The 23711-nt window shown below is 33.0% G+C and carries 21 protein-coding genes; 2 read left to right on the forward strand and 19 right to left on the reverse strand.

Translation table 11 applies throughout. The features are described from left to right. Nucleotides 1–248 precede the first annotated feature (248 nt). The 7 genes from fabG to JV528_RS11665 all read right to left on the reverse strand — a co-directional run bounded on the left by fabG (nucleotide 249) and on the right by JV528_RS11665 (nucleotide 7946). A complete protein-coding gene (gene fabG / locus JV528_RS11635) occupies nucleotides 249–983 on the reverse strand; it encodes a 3-oxoacyl-[acyl-carrier-protein] reductase (protein ID WP_000167269.1) in 735 nt (244 codons plus the stop codon). Beyond that, nucleotides 976–1902 (reverse strand): ACP S-malonyltransferase, encoded by a 927-nt coding sequence (fabD, locus tag JV528_RS11640; RefSeq protein WP_000047350.1) that lies wholly within the window; start codon nucleotides 1900–1902, stop codon nucleotides 976–978. The genes fabG and fabD overlap by 8 nt, the downstream gene beginning before the upstream one ends. Continuing rightward, complete coding sequence (gene plsX / locus JV528_RS11645; RefSeq protein ID WP_000239748.1) at nucleotides 1895–2881, reverse strand: phosphate acyltransferase PlsX; 987 nt, start codon at nucleotides 2879–2881, stop codon at nucleotides 1895–1897. Before plsX ends, fabD begins: the two co-directional genes overlap by 8 nt. 4 nt (nucleotides 2882–2885) lie before the next feature. After that, nucleotides 2886–3458 (reverse strand): transcription factor FapR, encoded by a 573-nt coding sequence (gene fapR / locus JV528_RS11650; RefSeq protein ID WP_014532613.1) that lies wholly within the window; start codon nucleotides 3456–3458, stop codon nucleotides 2886–2888. Between the two features lie 202 nt (nucleotides 3459–3660). Beyond that, nucleotides 3661–5721 carry an ATP-dependent DNA helicase RecG gene (gene recG, locus JV528_RS11655; RefSeq protein ID WP_001151505.1) on the reverse strand — a complete coding sequence of 687 codons (2061 nt, stop codon included), beginning with the start codon at nucleotides 5719–5721 and terminating at the stop codon, nucleotides 3661–3663. Nucleotides 5722–5910: 189 nt separating this feature from the next. Then, nucleotides 5911–7557, reverse strand: a complete 1647-nt coding sequence (gene fakA / locus JV528_RS11660) for a fatty acid kinase catalytic subunit FakA (protein WP_000623920.1) — start codon at nucleotides 7555–7557, stop codon at nucleotides 5911–5913. A gap of 14 nt (nucleotides 7558–7571) precedes the next feature. Beyond that, on the reverse strand, nucleotides 7572–7946 hold the full coding sequence (locus tag JV528_RS11665; protein WP_000171418.1) for an Asp23/Gls24 family envelope stress response protein: 375 nt from the start codon (nucleotides 7944–7946) through the stop codon (nucleotides 7572–7574). 442 nt (nucleotides 7947–8388) lie between these two features. Between JV528_RS11665 and rpmB the strand changes: the two genes are divergently transcribed. Next, the gene (gene rpmB, locus JV528_RS11670) at nucleotides 8389–8577 is read left to right on the forward strand and encodes a 50S ribosomal protein L28 (RefSeq protein WP_000517908.1); all 189 of its coding nucleotides are present in this window, start codon (nucleotides 8389–8391) and stop codon (nucleotides 8575–8577) included. 380 nt (nucleotides 8578–8957) lie between these two features. On the opposite strand, the gene JV528_RS11675 is transcribed toward rpmB, so the two are convergent. From JV528_RS11675 to JV528_RS11715, 9 genes are all read right to left on the reverse strand, one after another. Then, nucleotides 8958–9599: a thiamine diphosphokinase gene (locus JV528_RS11675; RefSeq protein ID WP_000547904.1), complete on the reverse strand. Its 642-nt coding sequence runs from the start codon at nucleotides 9597–9599 to the stop codon at nucleotides 8958–8960. 6 nt (nucleotides 9600–9605) lie between these two features. Continuing rightward, nucleotides 9606–10250, reverse strand: coding sequence for a ribulose-phosphate 3-epimerase (gene rpe, locus JV528_RS11680; protein WP_000164332.1), 645 nt, complete (start codon nucleotides 10248–10250; stop codon nucleotides 9606–9608). After that, a complete protein-coding gene (gene rsgA / locus JV528_RS11685) occupies nucleotides 10251–11126 on the reverse strand; it encodes a ribosome small subunit-dependent GTPase A (protein ID WP_065315580.1) in 876 nt (291 codons plus the stop codon). A 227-nt stretch (nucleotides 11127–11353) separates the two neighbouring features. Then, on the reverse strand, nucleotides 11354–13348 hold the full coding sequence (gene pknB / locus JV528_RS11690; RefSeq protein ID WP_000579550.1) for a serine/threonine protein kinase Stk1: 1995 nt from the start codon (nucleotides 13346–13348) through the stop codon (nucleotides 11354–11356). Further along, nucleotides 13345–14088 carry a protein-serine/threonine phosphatase Stp1 gene (locus JV528_RS11695; RefSeq protein WP_000888494.1) on the reverse strand — a complete coding sequence of 248 codons (744 nt, stop codon included), beginning with the start codon at nucleotides 14086–14088 and terminating at the stop codon, nucleotides 13345–13347. The genes pknB and JV528_RS11695 overlap by 4 nt, the downstream gene beginning before the upstream one ends. 6 nt (nucleotides 14089–14094) lie before the next feature. Then, nucleotides 14095–15189, reverse strand: coding sequence for a dual-specificity RNA methyltransferase RlmN (gene rlmN, locus JV528_RS11700; RefSeq protein ID WP_204177650.1), 1095 nt, complete (start codon nucleotides 15187–15189; stop codon nucleotides 14095–14097). A gap of 2 nt (nucleotides 15190–15191) precedes the next feature. Then, nucleotides 15192–16499 carry a 16S rRNA (cytosine(967)-C(5))-methyltransferase RsmB gene (gene rsmB / locus JV528_RS11705; protein WP_000572247.1) on the reverse strand — a complete coding sequence of 436 codons (1308 nt, stop codon included), beginning with the start codon at nucleotides 16497–16499 and terminating at the stop codon, nucleotides 15192–15194. Continuing rightward, complete coding sequence (gene fmt, locus JV528_RS11710) at nucleotides 16496–17431, reverse strand: methionyl-tRNA formyltransferase (RefSeq protein WP_000161282.1); 936 nt, start codon at nucleotides 17429–17431, stop codon at nucleotides 16496–16498. The genes rsmB and fmt overlap by 4 nt, the downstream gene beginning before the upstream one ends. After that, entirely contained in the window at nucleotides 17424–17912 is a 489-nt protein-coding gene (locus JV528_RS11715) for a peptide deformylase (protein ID WP_000985287.1), read from the reverse strand. Before JV528_RS11715 ends, fmt begins: the two co-directional genes overlap by 8 nt. Before the next feature lie 298 nt (nucleotides 17913–18210). On the opposite strand from JV528_RS11715, the gene JV528_RS11720 reads away from it, so the two are divergent. Further along, on the forward strand, nucleotides 18211–18414 hold the full coding sequence (locus JV528_RS11720; protein ID WP_001198024.1) for a TM2 domain-containing protein: 204 nt from the start codon (nucleotides 18211–18213) through the stop codon (nucleotides 18412–18414). 162 nt (nucleotides 18415–18576) lie between these two features. On the opposite strand, the gene JV528_RS11725 is transcribed toward JV528_RS11720, so the two are convergent. From JV528_RS11725 to coaBC, 3 genes are all read right to left on the reverse strand, one after another. Then, a complete protein-coding gene (locus JV528_RS11725; RefSeq protein ID WP_000751699.1) occupies nucleotides 18577–19530 on the reverse strand; it encodes a hypothetical protein in 954 nt (317 codons plus the stop codon). A 500-nt stretch (nucleotides 19531–20030) separates the two neighbouring features. Then, on the reverse strand, nucleotides 20031–22439 hold the full coding sequence (gene priA / locus JV528_RS11730) for a primosomal protein N' (protein WP_000560854.1): 2409 nt from the start codon (nucleotides 22437–22439) through the stop codon (nucleotides 20031–20033). Beyond that, the gene (coaBC, locus tag JV528_RS11735; RefSeq protein ID WP_000722167.1) at nucleotides 22439–23638 is read right to left on the reverse strand and encodes a bifunctional phosphopantothenoylcysteine decarboxylase/phosphopantothenate--cysteine ligase CoaBC; all 1200 of its coding nucleotides are present in this window, start codon (nucleotides 23636–23638) and stop codon (nucleotides 22439–22441) included. The genes priA and coaBC overlap by 1 nt, the downstream gene beginning before the upstream one ends. Between the last annotated feature and the right edge of the window lie 73 nt (nucleotides 23639–23711).

Below are 23711 nucleotides of genomic sequence, written 5' to 3' on the forward strand. Positions count from 1 at the left end.
CATGAGCTTTAGCTCAGGCGTTCCGCTTATTAGTTATCAATTTATTGATTACTACGTCTTTATCTTGAGCTTTAGCTCAAGTGTTCCTCTAATCTACTTATCAATTTATTGATTACTGTTTCTTAGGGAGAAATTCTGGAACCTTATCTAGGTTGCTTAGAATTTCCCCCGCAAAGTTGACTAGGTCAGGCAATTCTCCATTGGATGACCAGTCAACCACTGCGTCAATGAGCTTTAGCTCAAATATATTACATGTACATTCCACCATTTACATGGATTGTTTGACCTGTAATATATTTTGCTTTGTCTGATGCTAAGAACGCTACTGTATTAGCAATATCTGTGTCTTGACCAAAACGTGCTAACGGAATTTGAGTCAACATTTGTTCTTTAAGCTCATCACTTAAAGCATCTGTCATATCAGAAACAATAAAACCAGGTGCAACTGCATTTACAGTGATACCACGAGATGCTAATTCACGTGCCGCAGATTTAGTTAAACCAATAACACCTGCTTTTGTTGCAACATAGTTTGCTTGTCCCGGATTACCTACTGCTCCAACAACACTTGATAAATTAATGATAGCACCACTACGTTGTCTTAACATTTGTGGTGTTGCTTTTTGGATACAGTTAAATACACCTTTTAAGTTTGTGTCAATAACATCATCCCATTCTTGTTCTTTCATACGCATTAATAAATTATCGCGAGTAATACCTGCATTATTTACTAAAACATCTAAAGAACCAAATTGGCTAACTACTTCTTTAATCATTGCTTTAACTTCATCAGCATCGGCAACATTTGCTTGAATCGCAAAACTGTCAACACCTTTAGCTTTGATTTCTTCGACTACTGCTTCAGCTTTCTCTTTGCTGCCTGCATAGTTTACTGCTACATTATATCCTTCTTCTGCTAATTGTAACGCAATACTACGTCCAATTCCTCTTGATGCACCTGTTACTAAAGCGCTCTTAGTCATTTGCATTCCATCCTTTCACATCTTCTAAAGTTTGAATTGATGTTAACTTAACATCTCTATTTATTTTTTTAATTAAGCCAGACAAAACTTTTCCAGGACCAATTTCAATAAAATGATCAACACCTTGGTCTATTAGCCATTCTGTTGAGTTAATGAATTGTACTGGTGAATATAATTGTTTGACCATATTAGATTTAATTACTTCTTTGTCAGTTTCACCTTGCGCATTTACATTTTGAACTACAGGAAACTTAGCATCATGCCATTCAAATTGATTAATATAACTTGAAAAATCTTCTTCAATCACTTTCATTAGCGATGAATGGAATGGGCCAGATACTGCTAAAGGCATGACACGTTTTGCACCTAATGATTTACCTTTTTCTACTAGCTCATCAATTAAAGCTTTGTGACCTGAAACAACAATTTGACCTGGGCAATTAATGTTTGCTGGTTCAATTATTTTGTCATCAGATGATAATGACTTACAAATTTCATCGACTTTATCAAAATCTAAGCCCAATACTGCAGCCATGCTTCCTACACCAGTAGGAAATGCTTGCGCCATTAATTGACCACGTTTTCTAACAATTTTAACTGCATCTTCAAATGATAATACGTCAGCTGCAACTAAACTTGAATATTCACCTAAACTATGCCCCATAGTAAAATCGGGATTCAAATTTTTTAGCGCCGCTAATAACGCCGAGCTATGCGTCAATAAAGCTGGTTGCGTGTTTTCAGTTTCACCCAATTTGCCGTCTTCGTCAGTAAACATTGTCTCTAAAATATCAAAGTCTAACGTGTTTGCTGCTGAAGTTAAAATTTCAGTTGCTTGATCGTTGTTGTTATATAAATCTTGTGCCATACCAACTTTTTGGGCACCTTGTCCCGGAAAAATAATTGCTGTTTTACTCATTTGATTCACCTACAGTCTCTTTCATTGTTTGTACAATATTTTGCTCTCCTGCGATTTTCGCTTGTCTAATTGCAGAATAAAAAGCTTTAGCATTTGAACTACCGTGTGCTTTAACTACGGTACCTTCCAATCCTAATAATACGGAACCACCGTATTCTGAGTAATCCATCTTTTTAGCGAATTCGGCTAAATCTTTCTTCAATATTGCACCTGCTAATTTATTTTTAGTACTACTCATAATCGTATCTTTTAACATTTTACCGATTGATTTTGCAGTACCTTCTAAATTTTTAAGGACCATGTTCCCAGTATAGCCATCGGTAACTACAACATCTGTATCGCCATCCATTAATGTCTTCGCTTCAATATTCCCAACAAAATTCAATGAATGATCTTGATTTAATAACTCATATGATTTTTTCGTTAAACTATTACCTTTAGCTGGCTCGGTACCTATATTTAATAATGAGATTTTCGGATTATCAATACCTCTAATTTTTTGAGCATAAATATCCCCTAGTTGCGCATACTGTAATAAGTGTTCAGGTTTAGCATCTGCATTTGCACCAACGTCTAAAAAGACAAAACCTTTTCCATCAATCGTTGGCAATGTTACTACTAAAGCCGGTCTAGCTACACCTTTAATACGTCCAACAATGAATAAACCAGCTGACATTAAAGCACCAGTATTACCTGCTGACACACATCCATCTGCCTCACCAGATTTCACAGCTTCAGCCATTTTTACCATTGAGCTATCTTTTTTACGTTTAATCGCTCTAACAGGCTCATCTTCCATTTCAATCTTTTCAGAACAATGTCTAAATTCGATTCGTTCATGGTTCAGATTATACTTTTTTTCGTCACCGAAAAGTATAATTTCTAGATCTTTAAAGTCTTCAACAGCCTTTTGTACGGCTTCTAATACGATATCAGGCGCATTGTCGCCACCCATCATATCAATTGCTAATTTAACCATAATTTTATCCTCGCTTATCATAAAACATTTTAAAATTTCCTTTGAAAACTAATGTATGTTTAACATATGACTTTACTTCGACGTAATAATGTTTTGCAGTTTGATTTACAACTCGTGCTTCTGCTCTTACCGTATCATTTAATTTTACTTTTTCAATAAATTGAATGCTACTCTCATGAGTTAAAACTGTTGGTTGCTTAATTAGCGCAACACATAATGAATTTGCCTGAGCAAACAGCACATGACCACGCGCAATTCCAGTTTTATAAAAAACAGAATCCGATGTAATATCTAAAATTGATTGCGCTTTAACATTTGGATTGACTTGAATCAAATCACCAATAAATTCTTGTTCTTCAATAGAACTTATTTGGTCATAATTCTTTTCAGCAACTAATTTAATACGCTTCCTTAATTCTGGTATGTTTAAATAAGTGCGATCTAAACGAATTGTTTGTATACTCACTTGAAATAAGTCGCTTAGTTCATGGTCTGTGATGAAGGGATTGCTATCAATTTGTTGTCTGATTGCTTCTCTACGTTTATCTTTCTTTAGTTTCAACGTCTCACCCCTCATTTTTTAGTACCTAGTCTTAAACATTCCTCACATATCATAACACTTTCTATTTAACCGACTCAACAAATAACTGTATTATTTAGCTATTATTTAGTCGAAAATTTATAAATTTTTAAAATACCACTTTACATTTAAATAGTTCAAGTGTCATATCACTCAATTAACGAAGTGTTGCACTTAAATTGACAAATCAGGATGGCAATTAGTCAAAACTGCGATGTAATAAATTTTCTTCAACAAAATGACGTAAATGTTGATACGTATTTTCAAAGAATACGCCAGATTGAATAAGTTCAGCTGCTTCATCACGAGCAACTTCTAACATACGATAATCTTCAACTAAATTGGCAACTAAGAAATCTGGCAATCCACTTTGTTTAACACCAAAGAAATCTCCAGGACCACGCATTTCTAAGTCTCGTTCACTCAATTCAAATCCATCCGTTGTTTGTGTCATAATTGTCATTCTTTCAATTCCTGTTTCTGTTTTAGGAGATGCAATTAAAACACAGTAACTTTGCTGGTCACTTCTACCCACACGACCGCGTAACTGATGTAAAGTTGATAATCCAAAGCGATCCGCATCATAAATCATCATAAAAGTTGCATTCGGTACATTAACACCTACTTCAACAACAGTAGTAGAAACTAAAACATCTATCTCATGATTGCTAAACTTTTGCATGACTTCATCTTTTTCATCGGCAGACAACTTACCATGCAATAATCCTACACGGGAAACTCCATAATACTGTTGTAAAGACTCGTACAATGCGACAACATTTTGAACGTCTTCGAGATGCTCAGAACTTTCTATAAGTGGGCAAATGACATATGCTTGACGACCTTTTTTCAACTCTGAGGTCATTTGCATCAAAACTTTATCGTATTGCTCATGCTTTGCCCAAGTAGTAATGATAGGTTTACGACCTTTTGGTAATTGTTTAATTGAAGACACATCCATCTCACCAAAAACTGATATTGCTAGTGTTCTTGGTATCGGGGTTGCTGTCATAAATAACACATTCGTCATTGCACCTTTTTCTCTTAAAAGCTGGCGTTGATTCACACCAAATCGATGTTGTTCATCTGTAATTACTAAACCAACATTATGGAAAATCACATCATCTTGAATCAATGCATGGGTTCCAATTAAACAATCAATCGTACCATTTTCAAGTTGTTCTAAAAGTATCTTTCGTTTCTTACCTTTTACTGACCCAGTTAACAACGCAACGTTCATAGAATCTCCAAATAAAGCAATTAAACTTTCAGCATGTTGCTCTGCTAAAATTTCAGTTGGTACCATCAATGCTGATTGATAACCAGCCGTTTTTAACGCATACATACAAATTGCAGCAACTACTGTTTTTCCTGAACCTACATCACCTTGAAGTAATCGATGCATACGTATTGGTGCTTTTAAATCTCTAAAAATTTCATTAACACTGGATTTCTGTGCTTCAGTTAGTTCAAAAGGTAAACGATCAATAAATGATTTAACTTGGTCTAAGTCATAATCAATTTCAATTGCTTCGTCAGATGACTTTTCTAATCTATTTAGCCATTGCATACGTAATTCGAATAAAAACAGTTCAGTAAATGCATAGGTTCTACGAGCACGTAATAAATCCTCTTTACTTTTAGGATGATGTAACGTGTTCAAAGTAAAGTCCAAGGTCTCTAATTTATATTTTTCTCTTAGTTCATCAGTTAACCATTCATGAATTGTCACATCATTTAATGCTTGTCTAATTTGGTCTCGTATTTGCTTTTGTTTAATACCTTCCTTAATACGATAGACTGGTTCTAATTGAACATCTGCGTTTTCTTGAGTTTGTGTACCTTGTGAATTAAAGAAAACCCTATTACCAGTAATTTCCTGTTTAACCCTATTCCACTTACCTTTAACAGTTATAGTTTGATTTAATTCGATTTTCTTTTTTAAATACGGTTGATTGAAAAAAATACATTTGACAGCAATATTATTTACCATTAAATGAACAGTTAATTTTGATTTATTTCTTCCAAAAAATGCAACTACTGGAGCTGTATATACTTGTCCTTCTATCGTAACGTTAGATTGATCTTCTGCTTGATTCAAATCAATCACTGTATTATCTTCATATCTGGTTGGCAAATAAAGAACAAGATCTTCCACTGTATGAATATTTAGTTGTTGCAATACTTCTATTTTCTTAGGACCTATACCTTTTAATTGTAAAAGAGAATATGGACTTTCTATTAAGTTTACTTTCGCCAAAATAAATCACCTATGTTTTATTTGATTTTACGTATCATTTAGTATGTTATTTATTTTATCATGACTAAGTTGAACATGACATTGTTAGCAACTCGAGAATGATACTTTTAACCCGCTATCTCACTAAAATAGCAAAATAAAAAACTACCAACTGATGATTTATCATTGGTAGTTTTTTATTTTAAATTTTTATTCTACTGAAAAGAAATATTGATAAATTGGTTGTCCACCTTCATGAACTTCCACTTCTACATCTGGATATTGCTCTTCGATCCAGTTTATCATGTTATCTGTAACTGTTTGCTCTGCATCTTGACCAATAATCACAGTCAATATTTCACTATCTTCTGCTAACATCTCATTTAACAACTCAGTAACCGTTGTTAATTGATCACTTTGGCTACTTACAATCTTATCTTCAGTTAAGCCCATAAATGCGTCTTTTTTAATCTCAACGCCATCAATTTTCGTATCACGAACAGCGTACGTTAATGAACCAGATTTAACGTTATTAACTGAATCAGCCATTTGCGCTTTATTTTCTTCAAGTGTTGCGTCCACATCATATTGGAATAGTGCGCTTATACCTTGAGGAATAGATTTCGTTGGAATAACAACTGCTTCTGCATCAACAATACTCGCTGCTTGTTCACTTGCCATTAAGATATTTTTATTATTCGGCAAAATAATTGCACGTTTACATTTTGATTGTTCAATGACTTTAACGATATCTTCTGTAGAAGGATTCATCGTTTGTCCACCACTAATAATATGTGTGGCACCCATTGATTTAAATATCTCTGAAATACCTTCACCCATAGAAATAGTAATAATTGCTGTTTCAACCGTTTCCATTTTCGGTTTAGCTGTGTGCTGCTCTTTTCGAATCACTTCACGGTGCTGTTCTCTCATATTTTCAACCTTAAGTTTAATTAATTCACCATATTGTTGACCATAATTAAACACTTTACCTGGGTATTCGGTATGCACGTGAACTTTCACAATTTCTTCATCATTAATGACTAATAAAGAATCACCAAATTGACTCATATCTTGCCTGAATTCTTGTTCATCAAAGGCTTTTTTATTCTTTCCAAAACGAACCATCATTTCAGTACAATAGCCATAAATAATATCTTCAGTATTAATTACACCATGGAAATCATGTTCATCATGTACAAATTCATCTTTATCTAGCTTTGCAACTTTGGCTTCAACTTTTTCACCTTTAAGCGCTTTTAAGAATCCTTCGTAAACGCATAACAAACCTTTACCACCACTATCAACAACACCAACTTCTTTAAGTACAGCTAATAAGTTTGGTGTGTTTTCAAGTGATTCATTGGCTTTTACAATAATGTACTCCATTAATTCTATACAATCTTCAGTATTATTTGCTTTTTCTACTGCAGCTTGCGCAGCATCTTTTGCAACTGTAAGTATTGTACCTTCAACTGGTTTCATAACAGCTTTATATGCCGTTTCAACACCAGCTTGAAAACTTTCAGCTAACAATTTTGAATTAATTTCAGATTCACTTTCAATATTTTTACAAAATCCTCTGAATAATTGTGACAAGATGACACCAGAGTTACCTCTTGCACCCATTAGTAAACCTTTCGAGAATGTTTTACCTAATTCGCCGATATTTTTCGACAAATTATTCTCTACTTCTTCGCGACCTGAAGTCATAGTAAGATTCATATTTGTTCCTGTATCACCATCTGGCACTGGATACACATTCAAAGAATCTACCAAATCTGCATTGTTAGATAAATTTTGTGCCCCTTGTATAATCATATCGGCAAATAATTTACCATTAATTTTGCTAATCATTTCAAGTTGTCCTCCTAAGCTTTCTTGCCTGTATTATTCACACGTACACCTTGTACATATATATTGATTGAATTTACTGATACATTAAGTGATTTTTCCAAAGTATATTTCACTGTTGATTGTACATTATTGGCAACTTCAGATATTTTCACACCGTAACTTACAATAATGTACATATCTATATCCACTACGCCATTATTTTCAGTTACTTTGATGCCTTTAGCATAATTTTCATGTCCTAGTATTTCCGCAATACCATCTCTAACTTGTTGTCTAGATGCCATACCTACAATACCATAACATTCAACGGCCTTTCCACCTACAACCGAAGCAATCACTTCGTTTGAAATATCAATTTTACCGTAATCATTTGAAATCTCTAATGTCATATCTTTGTCCCTCCTAAATTTCAAAGTTTATTATTCGTTTTCCCTAATCACTTTTAAAATTTTACCACTTAGTGTAGTCATAAACGCTTTAAGTTTCATTGATTATTTTTATAAAATATCAATGGTACAACTTATCAGAATGACTTACGCTTAAATCACCTATTATATTTTGAGTAAACTGAATTTACAGTCGTGACGATTATCTATAGGCGTTTTCTTTTAATAGATGTAGTATCATTAAATAAAAAGTTTAAATGTTTCATTCACTTATTTCTCTAAAATATCATACTACATAACTTCACAGTCTACAATTATATCACAAAACTCAGTATTTTTGACTTTTATGTGAAAATTATTCATTGTTTTTCAAATGAAACTATGCTATCTTAGTTAAGTATATAAGTAGTTATGTGTATTTATATTTATTAAAGGAGGTACTCATATGGGTAAACAATGTTTCGTAACAGGTCGTAAAGCTTCGACTGGTAACAGACGTTCACACGCTTTAAACTCTACTAAACGTAGATGGAACGCTAACCTTCAAAAAGTTAGAATCCTAGTTGACGGTAAACCTAAAAAAGTTTGGGTTTCTGCACGTGCTTTAAAATCTGGTAAAGTAACTAGAGTTTAATAAATATATTGCACATAAAAAATGTGACCTTATGTGGAGGACGCATTTACTTAAGAACTAAGAGCTCAACCTCTTAGTTCTTTTTTTGTTACAAAACAATACATAATGGTTCATAGTGAAATTCGAAATACTAATATAATTTGGTTAAAACGTTTAATAATGCTTCTCTGTCAAATTGGACTTATGGGTTCAATATCGATTTTGGCACATAAATCAATGTACTAGGACCTACAATTTTCCTTTCAATAATAAATCACGCCATAATCTTCATTAATTACAGCGTGATTCATCTATTATTATGCTATAAATTCTATCTATAAACGTCACTTTATTAAATTACTCATGCACTTTATTAAAAATCCTCATTAATTTGAATATACTTAATTTAAATCTGTACTTCTAATTTGCAAAATCAACCCATCATGTACAATTACTTTCGCTTGCAAAGACTCAATTTCATTTGAAATAGTTAAAGTAGAACCTATATTAAGCATTTGTCTAGCTAAATTATATTTAAAACCTGCTAGAGAAAGTTCTACATCATCAGTCATCGGTATAAATGAAATGTACGGATAACTCTTATCTTTTTCAACTGTATGTTGACCTTTAGGCAATAATTCAATTTTATTTTGTTGATCGATAACTTCTATATGAACATCATGTTTATAATATGCTTTTTTCAATAATAACTGAATTGCCCCAAAAAAGTGATCTAATCGTCCGCCTGTTGCACCATAAATTGTAATACTATCAAATCCAAGTGCAACAGCTTTATCAACCGCTAAAGCTAAATCAGTATCAGCTTTTTCAGCTTGAACAGGTTTGATTTGTAACTGTTCTGTTAGAAGTTGGCGTTCTTCTTTACTGACTGAATCAAAGTCTCCCACTGAGAAAAAAGGGATAATTTGATGCTTCAATAAAATCAAAGCACCTCTATCAACGCCGCCCCATTTACCTTCATTACTTTTGGCCCAAATATCTTGCGGCAAGTGTCGATCAGAACATAATAAATTTATATGCATATACACTCAACCTTTCAATGCTTGTGTGACTTTTTTATAATCCTCTTGTTTAAAGAAAAATGAACCTGTTACTAGCATTGTAGCACCATTTTCAACACATACTTTCGCAGTATCGGTATTTACGCCTCCATCAACTTCAATATCAAAGTTTAATTGACGTTCCATTTTAATAGCATTAAGACCCGCTATTTTTTCTACGCATTGATCAATAAATGATTGACCACCAAACCCTGGGTTAACTGTCATCACCAGTACATAATCAACAATGTCTAAAATAGGTTCAATTTGTGATATTGGTGTACCAGGATTAATTACTACACCAGCTTTTTTATCTAAATGTTTAATCATTTGAATAGCACGATGGATATGAGGCGTTGATTCGACATGAATTGAAATCATATCGGCACCATGTTCTGCAAATGATGCAATATACTTTTCTGGATTTTCAATCATCAAATGTACGTCTATAGGTAATGTTGTGCCTTTTCTTACTGCATCTAATATTGGTAAACCAATAGATATATTAGGCACAAATTGACCATCCATAACATCAAAATGAACCCCGTCGACACCTGCTTCTTCAAGTCGTTTTAATTCATGTTGTAAATCCAAAAAATCAACAGATAATAATGATGGATATAGTTTTGTCATTTAATATCTAACCTTTCTATTTGAAATTTCATTAAATAGTTGTAAATAATGGTCGTATCTAAATTGCGAAATATTCCCTATCTCTAATTGATGCTTAACATTACAATTAGGTTCTTTGATATGATTACAATTTCTAAACTTACATGTTTCACCATATCGATTTAATTCAAGAAAATAATCTTTTATTTCATCTTTATCTATATGATCAAAATCTAAAGCACTGAATCCAGGTGTGTCTGCAATATAACCGTTTTGACGTTCGAATAGTTCGACATGTCTTGTAGTATGCTTTCCTCGATTTAATGATTTTGATATATCATTTGTCTCAAGATTAAGTTCTGGACGATAATGATTTAAGAAAGTGGACTTACCGACACCTGATTGACCACTAAGTACTATAAGTCCAGCTGGCCAAGCTTCTACTATTTTTTTTCGATCATCATCATTTCCAATAAATTCAGTCTCATAGCCAATATTTTCATATATTTTCAACAACTCATTAATTTCGAACTGCTTTTCAATTGGTGTTTTATCTTTTTTAGTCACCAAAACTCTCGCATTTAACTGATACGAATGTGCAATAACTAAAAATCGATCTAATAATTGCGTTGAAAAATTTGGCTCGACAGCACTCATCACAATTACTAGTGTATCTATATTACTTACAGGTGGTCTTTTCAACTCATTTTTCCGCTCATACACTTGATGAATATAGCCTTCATTAATGTTTTGTACATCAAATTCCACTATATCTCCAACTACCGGTGAAAATTTTTTCTTTCTAAATAATCCTCGTGGTTTTGTATTGAAACGTTCGCCATTAACGTCTACTTGATATACCCCACTAATTGATTTCACTATTCGACCTGTCTTCAAAATGGCACCTCTCGATTAATTTTACTGCATTTATTATATCAAAGACTGGAAAATTAATATATAAATGATCATTTCAAATGATATAAATATTGCGGGAGTGAAACAGAATTTATAGACAATGCTCACCTGTATATGATGACATGAAGCATTTTAAAACTACCGCAATCTCAATATAAAAATACCGAGACTTCTAAATAGAAACCTCGGTACATTTACTTCAATTATATTTAAATATCATCATAGCTGACTTCTTTTTCAGCTACAGTTTTACCGTCTACTTTAACAATATAACTTGCTGTTTTTCCTTTTTCAATTCTTAAAGGAATGTCTATACGTTGATCACTAGTAATGTCGAAACTACCTTTTTCAGTTGAACCGTCATTATCTTTATCTTTAATATAAACTTTAACTTTTTGTGACTTATCATTTTTACCAGTGTATGGTACATCTACCGATTCAGTTGTCGTTTTGACATCTGATGAGTCGCTTTTTTTACCTTTAGAAACAACAAATGAAATCGTTGACCCCTCATCTACTGATTTCCCTTTAGGAGATTGAGAAATTACATCACCCTCATCAATATCGTCACTATACTCTTCTTTACTTTCAACTTTAAATCCTTTTTCTTCTAAGGCTTTTTTAGCTTTGCTAAAGGATTTATGTTCAAAGTCTTCTACATAAACTTGCTTAATGCCTAAAGATTCATATAGTTTAATATTAGAATCATGAATAGCGATTTCAGTATTTGCCGTTACACTTTGATTTGCAATGTATCCTTTTGGCGCTTGATTATTATATACTTTTTCAATCTTAACATCTTTAAGACCTAACGATTTTAATTTCTGCAAGGCTTGCTCCTTAGGTAAACCAATGACATTTGGCATTTTAACCTTTTCAGGGCCTTTTGATATAACAACATCAACACTGTCACCACGTTCAACACGTTCACCTGTATTAGGAGTTGTCTTAATAATTTCATTTTCAGGATATTTATCACTATAACTTCTAGAAATTTTACCTAATTTCAGATTGTTTTTATTGAATATTTGCTCTGCTTCTTTTACAGATTTCCCGATTACATCAGGTGTCTCTTCGTATTTATTACCAAACATTGCCATTGCCACAAAAGAAACAAGTGCAATCATTAACAACGAAAAGATTAGTGATAAGAGCACAATCTTTCGTGTTGATTTCTTTTTAGGTTTTGCTTCATACAACATACCTTCTGGCTTTTGGAATTGCTGATGATGAGCAGGCCCATTTACAATAGGTACTTGCGTCGTTTCACGTTTAGGTTGATTCGACTTATGTTCACTAATATGCTTTGCTAGATCTTCTTTTTTCAAAGGTACCGCTATCGTTTTCATTTTATCGAGTTCATAGACATCTTCATTCGCTCGATTTTCATGTAAAACACTACTCAAATCATCTTTCATTTCTTGAATTGTTTTGTAACGATTCGCTTTGTCTTTTTCTGTAGCGCGTAAAATGACGTTACTTAAAGATTGCGGAATATCCTTACGTACATCTGTTGTCACATTTGGCACAGAATCCTGAATATGTTTAATCGCAATGCTAACTGCAGTTTCTCCATTAAATGGTGGTTCACCAACAAGCATTTCATATAACACAATACCTATAGAATAAATATCTGTACATTCATCCGTTGCCTCACCTTTTGCTTGTTCTGGTGAAAAGTACTGCACAGTACCTAACACATGATTAGTCTGAGTTAAAGACGTCTCACTTAAAGCTTTAGCAATTCCAAAATCAAATATTTTCAACGTTTTATTGCTGTCAATTAATATATTTTGTGGCTTAATATCTCTATGTACAATACGCATATCATGTGCATGTTTAATGCCATCCAATATTTGATTCGTAAAATTAATCGCCGTGTCAACACTTAATGGCCCATGACTTTCTATATACTCAGACAAAGTCGGACCTTCAATATATTCCATTACTAAGTAGTAACAGTCATCTTCTTCATCAACATCGATCATACTTACTATATTTTGATGTGATAGCTGTGATGAGTTATGTACTTCTCGTTCAAAACGTTTTAATGTTTCTTCTTTTTCTCTAGGTGGTATAAAAATCGCCTTAATTGCAACTTTAATGTTAAGTATCGTATCTTCTGCAAGATAAACGGTACTCATGCCACCGCCGCCAAGCTTATCTACAATTTTATATCGTTCATTTATTATTTTACCTATCATACTTTATCACCTTCAATAGCCGCGAGTATGAAAGTAACGTTATCTTTCGAATGGTTATCTAATGCCAATTGCATTAATTGATCCCCATGATCTTCTATTGTACCTTCTTTTACTAACAAACGCTTAATTTCATTGTCTTTAACATAATCAGTTAATCCATCTGAATTTAATAATAAATAATCATAAAAATTTAATCGCTTAATAAACAAATCTGGACTCACACGTTTATCTGTGCCCATCACCTTCGTAATAATATTACGTTGTGGATGTGTAAATGCTTCTTCCGGCGTAATTTGACCCGTTAAAACAAGATGATTAACAAACGAGTGATCACTAGTAATTTGTTCAATTTGTCGACTATTAATAACATAGGCTCTAGAATCACCGACATTTGCTATCACAACTGATTTTTCAAAAACAAGTGCACAAACACATGTTGTACCCATACCTTTATATTCTGCATTTTCTTGTGCATAGTGATATAACTGAAAATTTATATCTTTTATGTTATTACGCAACCAATTTTCAGCTTGATGTTGTTCTATAAGATTTTCCGCTTCAAAACGGGATTTCAACTCATCTGTAACAAATTTACTTGCAACTTCTCCTGCTTTATGGCCGCCCATACCATCACACAGAACTAAAAGTTGTTGATTAGTTTGATTATAAAAAATACCACCCGCATCTTCGTTCTTATCTCTATGTTGTCCAGTATCAGTAAAAAATTGTGCCTCTAGCATTTGTCTTTACCTCGTTTCTACTTGTCGTTCCTTTGCTCTTAATTGACCACAAGCTGCGTCAATATCTGAACCTTGTTCACGACGTATTGTGGCATTAATTCCTAGTCTCTTTAATTCTTTTTCAAATTTAAAGATATCATTTTTAGCCGTTTTTACATAATTTCTTTCTGGAACATGGTTGACAGGAATTAAGTTAACATGGCAGTTTAAGCCTTTTATTAAATGTGCTAATTCTCTTGCATGTTCTAGTTGGTCATTCACACCACCAAACAGACCATATTCAAAAGTAACACGACGATTTGTTTTTTCTTGATAATATTGAATTGCTTCGATTAACTTCTCAACATTATATGCACGGTTAATTGGCATCAAGCGTGATCGCACTTCATCTTTTGCGGCGTGTAAGCTTACAGCAAAATTAATTTGGATATCTTCATCCGCAAAGTCATATATTCTAGGAATGATACCTGATGTTGATACTGTAATGTGACGTGCACCAATATTTAAACTGTTATCATCATTGACGATTCTTAAAAAGTCCATCATTTCATCATAATTTTCAAATGGTTCACCGATACCCATTATGACAATTTGAGATACGCGCTCTTCTGTAGCATCAAGGGCTTTTTGAACTGTTAAAATTTGTGAAACAATTTCGCCAGCTTCAAGGTTTCTTTTTAAGCCGCCAAGTGTAGAAGCACAAAACGTACATCCGATACGACAACCTACTTGTGTCGTTACACATACTGAATTTCCATAATCATGTCTCATTAAAACAGTTTCAATTGTATAGCCATCTTGTAATTCAAATAAGAATTTAATTGTACCGTCTTTACTTTCTTGTTTTACTACAGTTGTTAAAGTTGTAACAGTAAAGTTATCTTTTAAAAGCTGTCGTAAGTCTTTCGATAAGTTCGTCATTTCATCAATCGAATCTACTCTTTTTTGATATAACCATTCAAAAATCTGTTTCGCTCGAAATTTTTGTTGACCTTGTTCAACGAGCCAGTTTTGCATTTCGTCAAATCGCAATGAATATATTGATTGCTTGTCAAAATTTGGAAGAAATTTATTCTTCTTTTTCTTTTCAGCAGTTATCATTCCTAATTGTCCTTTCTTTTTATCTTAGTGATAAAGAATCCATCTGAATTAAAGTCTTGCGGCATGATTTGTAACGTTTTGACCAACTCTCCAGTTATCGGATGTTGAAACGGTTCAAATTCGAAGTTTTTATTATTTTTCAAAAACGTATAAATCACGTTTTCATTTTCTAGTTGCTCTATAGTACATGTTGAATAGACGATTTCGCCACCTATTTTTACATTGTTTTTTACATTTTCCAATATTTCAAGCTGTAAATCAACTAGTGACTCAATATGTTGTTTGCTTTGAGTATATTTAATCTCAGGCTTATGTCTCATAACACCTAATCCGCTACATGGTGCATCAACAAGTATCTTATCGTATGTTTTATCATAAGGTTTTGTCGCATCATGTTGAAAAGCTTTAATATTTGTTAATCGTAATTTTTTTATATTAAAATTAATTAAGTCTATTTTGTGATCATGTATATCTGAAGCGTCAACTTGCCCTTCTGGCATTAAAACTTCAGCAATGTGACAAGCCTTACCGCCAGGTGCACTACATGCATCTAATACGTGATCATGTCGGTCTACATTCATAATGTGTGCAACAAACATTGAGCTTTTATCTTGAATTGAAACGAATCCATCTTTAAATGAACGAGAATGAATAATTGGTTGTCCTCCTATATGGAGACAATAAGGTAAGTCATGATCTTTTTCAACGTCATAACCTTCGTCTTGCAACTTTTCAATAATATCATCTAATGATGCTCGCGTCAGGTTGGCACGCACAGATGTTGATGTCGTTTCTAAAAATGACTGTAAAATTGTTTCAGTTTCTTCGAGACCATAATGTGTTGCCCAATGATCTATAATCCACTTCGGCATACTATACTCGATTGCCATTCTTTTTTTAGGATCTGCAATTTCATTAAAATCAGGTAAGTCACTACGCATCATTGTTCGTAAAATGCCATTTACGACATTTCCGTTGTGATAGCCACCGCGTTCTTTTGCTATTTCAACTGCTTCATTAATGATGGCGTGATTTGGAACTTTATCTAAATAAACATATTGATAAATACTCATCCATAATAATTGCCTAACCCATGCCTTAATCTTTGTTTTCACAAAAGGCTTTAAATAAAAATCTAACGTATATTTTCTTTTAACGGTTCCGTAGACAATTTCTGTAAATAAAGCTTTATCCATTACATTTAATTCATTTTCTGACAACACTTCATTGATACGCAAGTTACTATACGCACCTTCATTTAATATATCTTGAATCGTGTCAAAAGCAAGACTTCTCACGTTTTCTATCATATAAGTTTCTTCCCTACTAGTGTGTTTTGCGCACCACTTAAATAATTGGCAGCTAACATTCTCTTTTTCCCAGCCAATTGCATATCTTTAATTGCAACAGCTTCATTATCATTTGTAGCAACAATAATGGCTTTTTTAGTCGTTTCTATAATTGTTCCGGGCTCGTTTATCTTATTAGTCTCAACGAGTTCAGCATCGTATATTTTCAAGTTAGTGTCATCCATAGTTGTATAAGCAACTGGCCATGGTGATAATCCTCGAATTTGATTAAACACTTGTCTTCCTGGTTTATTCCAGCTAATTCGCTCATCTTCGCGTCGAATATTGGAAGCAAATGTTGCTTGCGTATCATCTTGAGGTACACTTTCATTTGTGCCCTCTATAATAGATGGTAAAGTTTCTTTTAATAAATCTGCCCCTAATACACTTAATTTATCATGCATCGTACCGACATTATCATTTTCTTCTATTTTAATTGCTTGTTGCGAAATAATATTACCCGCATCTAATTTTTTAATCATATACATAATTGTTATGCCGGTTTCTTGTTCACCATCGATAATTGCCTGATGAATTGGTGCACCACCTCTATACTTCGGTAACAATGATGCATGCACATTAATTGCGCCAAGTTTTGGTAATGCCAACAATGATTCAGGTAATAATTGTCCAAAAGCAGCAGTTACAATTAAATCTACATCTAATTGAAGCAATTGTTCTAATTCTTCTGAACCACTTAATTTTTCAGGCTGATATACAGGTAAATCATATTTCATTGCAACTTTTTTAACTGGTGGTGGTGTCATAACACGTTTACGTCCAACAGGTCGATCTGGTTGCGTTACGACTGCAATGACATCATGTTCTGCAATAAGCATTTCTAAAACAGTTGTTGAAAAGTCTGGTGTACCCATAAATATTATTTTAGTCATTTATAAAATATGCCTCCACTTCTTTATCTGTTAAAATACGGTCCGCACGTTCTGTAAAAGGGATACCGTTCATTTGATCTATAATATGCAAAATCATTCTTGCTACATCTTCATGTGCAGTTAGTTCAACTTTGTTCCCATTGACGTCATAACTTTCGACAACGATCATTTTACTTCTTGTCACTTCGCCGTAAACATCTGGCAATGTAATTGAACCTTCTAAGTCTGTTATTGTTTCATTTGATTGACTTATAATTTTCGGATTAACAAGTTGTAATAATCCTTCCATTTCCATATCAATGATTGCCACTTGCAATGACTGATTAATTTGAGGTGCACATAAGCCAGCAGCTTCTTGTGCATACATTGTATCTTCTAAATCTTGTAATAATCTTTTTAACGAATCATCAAATTTTATAACTGCTTGCGCTTTTTTCGTTAAAATAGGATGCGATGCTGGTACTAACTTTTTAATCGCCATAGCTCTTACTCCTCAATAAAATTCATCAAACCATTATAACGTAAATATATTAAAAATGCGACCTTACATCATAGAATGTATATTTTTCAATTTAAAGATTGTCATGTGATTCATTACGTATATTTCACACGTAAAATAATACAATGCAACTGAAGTGTAATCCTAAATTTATTGTAAGGATTGAATAACTGAAATTTAGATGATTGGGAATGCTTAAACTAGAATGTTTGAACAAAAAGTGGGTATAATAAAAAGAGAAGCTAATGTCATTATAAGCAATTCAACTGGAGGGAAAGAAATGCAAGTAAACAAAGTTATTTATATTTTATTAGCATTGTTCTTAGGTAGTTTTGGTATTCATAAATTTTATGCCGGCAAAAATATGCAAGGTATTCTACACTTAATATTCTGTTGGACAGGTATCCCACACATTTTAGCAATTATTAGTGCAGTGATTACTGTTTTCAAACCTGCTGATGAACAAGGTAATGTCACTTTATAAATGGATAAAAATAAATCCCGATGACAATCATTTATTAATTGCGAATCATAGAGTTATAGTTATTACGAACTCTATATGATAAGCAGTAATGCTGATTGTTTATCGGGATTATTATTGCGATTATTTAATGTAGTACACTATTTATTTTCTACACAGTAAATACTATTTTAAAGAATCATCTGACGCTGTTTCATAGTTTGATTCGTACTCTTTAATATATTTACTTAGAACAACAAAATGTGCGTTACCAAAATCACTAGATGCATTTAAAAAATCCATACTTACTAAATTTAAAACTTTTGGATCTGGATTAGACTTGTCTTCATAATTTTTTGGTGAAAAAGTGAAATATGCCAATGCCGGCATCACTTCATCTTTAGTATCCTTTGATCCATGCGTCATAAAAGAAACGCTTGTTAAAGGCACTCCGAAAGATTTGATTTGAGCTACGCTATATGGAACTGGTTTTGGATGATCAAGTTTAGTTAGTTGACTTAATTTTTTTAACTTAGAATAATCGTCATATTTAATTGCATCATCTTTATGTATTACGTAAGAACCTGGTTCGACTGATGCATAAACTAACTTTCCATCTTTATATTTTGTCATAATTTCTGCGTAAAAAACAGGTGTGTTTGAATTGCCAATTTTCTTTCCATCTGGATCTACATACCAATAATCAACTTGTTTTACATCATCGTGTGTTTCAATCACTTTTCTTTTTATACCTTTCTTACCTTTAAAGAATGCATCAACATCTTTTATAGAAGATCCTTTTGAATCTTTTGTAAATCTATAATCTGCAAGTTCCACTTTACCCATTAATTCTTTGTAATCTTTCCATCCTTGAATCCCTTTACTATTCGTAAACGACTTTTCTGTCATTAATGGATCCAACTTATCTAGAGATGGCGCATCTTTAATTCCTTTCATTTTCTTCTCTATTTCTTCAAATTTCTCTAAATCTGGGTCTTTCTCTTCTTCCGATTCTTTTTTTACAGTTTCTTGTTTTGATTCTTCTGATTTCTTTGATGATAATTTATGATTCCCACCAAAAGAACAACCTGCTACGACTAAAAGCATAATTAAAAGTAAACATCCCAGTGTCTTTTTCATAAACTTTCTCCTCTTAAGTTATTTTGTTTGAATCAAATAAACATACATAAATTTAAAAAACTTATTTATATTGATATTTTACATTAACCATCAATATTTTTAAATACTTTAATTGATAATTTAAGAAAATTGTTTTGTCTAATAATTTAAGTAGTTAAAACATAGATAGATATAAAATAGTTTATAGCCATTAATTTATAAGTGTAAAATTTGCACCATTTCAATTTGCCATTAAAAAATTGTTTGTTTAATCATTAGTACTTTTATTTATCAGTAAGTATGGCACTTACATTAAAATCATAATTCGTAAATGAAAATACTAATAAATTCCTAATCAAAATCACGTAATTTATAAAGCCATATAAAAAGACAGAATATAAACTGCTAATTTAAATGGTTAACAGTTGTATATTCTGCCCTTTTTCTGCCCTTAAAGTAAATATTCAAAGACTGGTTCAAATACTCGTACATACTGAACTTGTTTCTAATAATTAGTAATGTTACATCATCATCTGTGGATCAATATCAATCTTCAATGCTAATTTTTCTTTTATAAATTTTTCATGGTAATAGTCATCTAAAAATTGAATGGCTTGTAATAATCCAGGTTCACTTTTATATTTCACTAAAATTTGGAATCTAAATTCATTGTTGATTCTCGCAAGTGCTGCCGGAGATGGACCTAGTACAAGCGCTTTTTCTGTTAAATGCTGTAATAAAATTTTATGAACATGTTGCGATGCTTCCATAACCTTCTTCATTTCTTTATGTGAGATTGTGAAATTAATCAAATAATAATACGGTGGATACTTTCCTAATTTACGATATTCCATTTCCTGACGATAAAATGTTAAATAATCATTTTTTTGAACATCCAATATTGAATAATGATCTGGATTATACGTTTGAATGATGACTTGACCTGCCTTTTCATGACGACCAGCTCTACCAGCCACTTGCGTTAATAGTTGATAAGTACGTTCACTCGCCCGAAAATCAGGTAAATTTAACATTGTATCTGCATTCAGCACACCAACTAAAGTAATGTTTGGATAATCTAATCCTTTCGCAATCATCTGAGTACCTAGTAAAATGTCACCGTTACCTTTTTCGAATTCAGTCAATAACTTTTCATGTGCACCTTTCTTTGAGGTTGTATCTACATCCATCCTAATTATGCGCGCATCTTCAAATTCTTGTTGCAATAGTTCTTCAACTTTCTGAGTACCAGTACCTACTTGTCGAATGTGTTCACTCTCACAATTTGGACATTGATTCGGTGGTGTCTCTTGGTAACCACAATAGTGACATTTTAATAAGTCTGTCGTTTTATGATACGTTAATGAAATATCACAGTTTGGGCATTGCGGTACATATCCACAATCCCGACATAACATAAATGATGCATAACCACGTCGATTTAAAAATAAAACAACTTGTTCCTGTCGATCTAATCTTAATTGTATGGCTTCACGTAAATCTTTTGAAAACATTGACCGATTACCTTCACTCAATTCTTCACGCATGTCTACGATATCAATTTCAGGTAAAGCTTGTTGGTTCACTCTGTTTGGTAATGATAGCAAATGATAAACACCTTTTTCAGCTCGTGCATAACTTTCAAGACATGGTGTTGCACTTCCTAAAATGACTGGGCAGTGATGATATTCACTTCGCCATTGGGCAATTTCTCTAGCGTGATATCTCGGATAATCTTCTTGCTTATATGTAGATTCATGTTCTTCATCAATGATGATTAACCCTAAATTTTTGAAAGGTGCGAACACACTTGACCTTGCACCAACACTTACTCTCGCACGACCATCCCTTATTTTTTGCCACTCATCATAACGTTCCCCATTAGATAAGCCAGAATGTAATACAGCAACGTCATCACCAAATCGACGTTTGAAGCGTAAAACCATTTGCGGTGTTAGAGCGATTTCAGGAACTAACATCATCGCCTGTTTTCCTTGGCTTAAAACATCTTCTATCGTTTGTAAATATACTTCTGTTTTACCTGATCCCGTCACACCATGAAGTAAAAATGTTTCTTGCTCTTGGCTTACAATTTTAGCTTTAATCGCTTCATATGCTTTAAATTGGTCTTCTGTTAATTGCTGTTTTGATTCTTGTTCGAAAACACGATCTTTAAATGGGTCTCTTTCAACAACCGCGTCATATTTTTCAACATAACCTTTTTTGATAAGTCCATCTAAACTGGATTTTGAAAAGCCCATATCCTCAATATCAGTTAAAAATATTGTTTTATGTTGTTCTTCAGACAAGTAAGCATACAAATCGTATTGTTTAATAACTTTCTCCAACTTAGCTAATACTTCATCAGGATGATACCCTTCAATGACACGAACAGCACGCTTGGTTTTTTTAGTTATATTTTGTGTGAGAATCGTTTTTTCTTCAACAATATCATCTTTTAACAACTTCATAAGCAATTGAATATCATTATTTTTTTGCGCATCTTTATAATAATAGTAACCATGCTTATCAAATTTTTGTAATAAAGTTGAAGGTACCTCTATGTCATCTTTCATCTTAAATGCTTTTTTATACTTCGCTTTAATAGCACTCGGAAGCATCACTTCTAGCATAGAAATACGTTTAATGACATGAGTTGAACCCATCCACTCACTTAAAGCTATTAATTCTGAAGTTAATTCTGGTTGTATATCTTTCACTTCTATGATTTTTTTTAACTTCGAAACGTCAAGTTGTGCATCAGGTTCTGCTGTTACTTCCATTACATAACCTTGAATCGTTCTTGGTCCAAAAGGTACAATCACACGCACACCAGGTTGGATGACAGATTCGAGTTGTTCGGGAATTATATAATCAAATTTATAGTCAACGCTCTTCGACGCGACATCGACTATGACTTTCGCTATCATTATTGCCACCTAGTTTCTAGTTCATCTAAAATTTGTGCAGCTAATACTACTTTTTTTCCTTTCTTGATATTTACTTTTTCATTATTTTTAAAATGCATTGTCAATTCATTATCATCAGAACTAAATCCGATAGACATATCCCCAACATTATTTGAAATAATCACATCTGCATTTTTTTTGCGTAATTTTTGTTGTGCATAATTTTCAATATCTTCAGTCTCTGCTGCAAAGCCTATTAAATACTGTGATGTTTTATGTTCACCTAAATATTTAAGAATGTCTTTAGTACGTTTAAAAGATACTGACAAATCACCATCCTGCTTTTTCATCTTATGTTCTAATACATCAACCGGTGTATAGTCAGATACGGCTGCTGCTTTTACAACAATATCTTGTTCGTCAAATCGGCTTGTCACTTGTTCAAACATTTCTTCAGCACTTTGAACATGAATAACTTCAATATCTTTTGGATCCTCTAGTGTTGTAGGACCAGTAACTAATGTCACGATAGCTCCTCGATTTCGCAATGCTTCAGCTATTGCATAACCCATTTTTCCAGAAGAACGATTGGATACAAATCTGACTGGATCGATAACTTCAATAGTTGGTCCGGCTGTAACCAATGCGCGTTTATCTTGAAATGAACTATTAGCTAAACGATTACTATTTTGAAAATGAGCATCAATAACAGAAACGATTTGAAGCGGTTCTTCCATACGTCCTTTAGCAACATAACCACATGCTAGAAATCCGCTTCCTGGTTCGATAAAATGATACCCATCTTCTTTTAAAATATTAATATTTTGCTGCGTACGTTTATTTTCATACATATGCACATTCATAGCAGGCGCAATAAATTTCGGTGTCTCTGTTGCTAGCAACGTTGATGTCACCAAATCATCAGCAATACCTACACTCAATTTTGCAATTGTATTTGCCGTTGCAGGTGCAACAATGATTGCATCTGCCCAATCACCTAATGCAATATGCTGTATTTCTGAAGGATTTTCTTCTATAAAAGTATCTGTATAAACAGCATTTCGACTTATTGCTTGAAATGCTAATGGTGTCACAAATTTTTGTGCGTGATTCGTTAACATAACGCGAACTTCATACCCAGATTGTGTTAACTTACTTGTCAAATCAATCGCTTTATATGCCGCAATGCCACCTGTAACGGCTAACAATATTTTCTTCATATTCAATCTCCCTTAAATATCACTATGACATTTACGCTTTACATCATCATATGCGCACAAATGCTCATTACTT

Source organism: Staphylococcus sp. GDB20D11A, from assembly GCF_016893255.1.
Taxonomy (GTDB): Bacteria; Bacillota; Bacilli; order Staphylococcales; family Staphylococcaceae; genus Staphylococcus; species Staphylococcus aureus.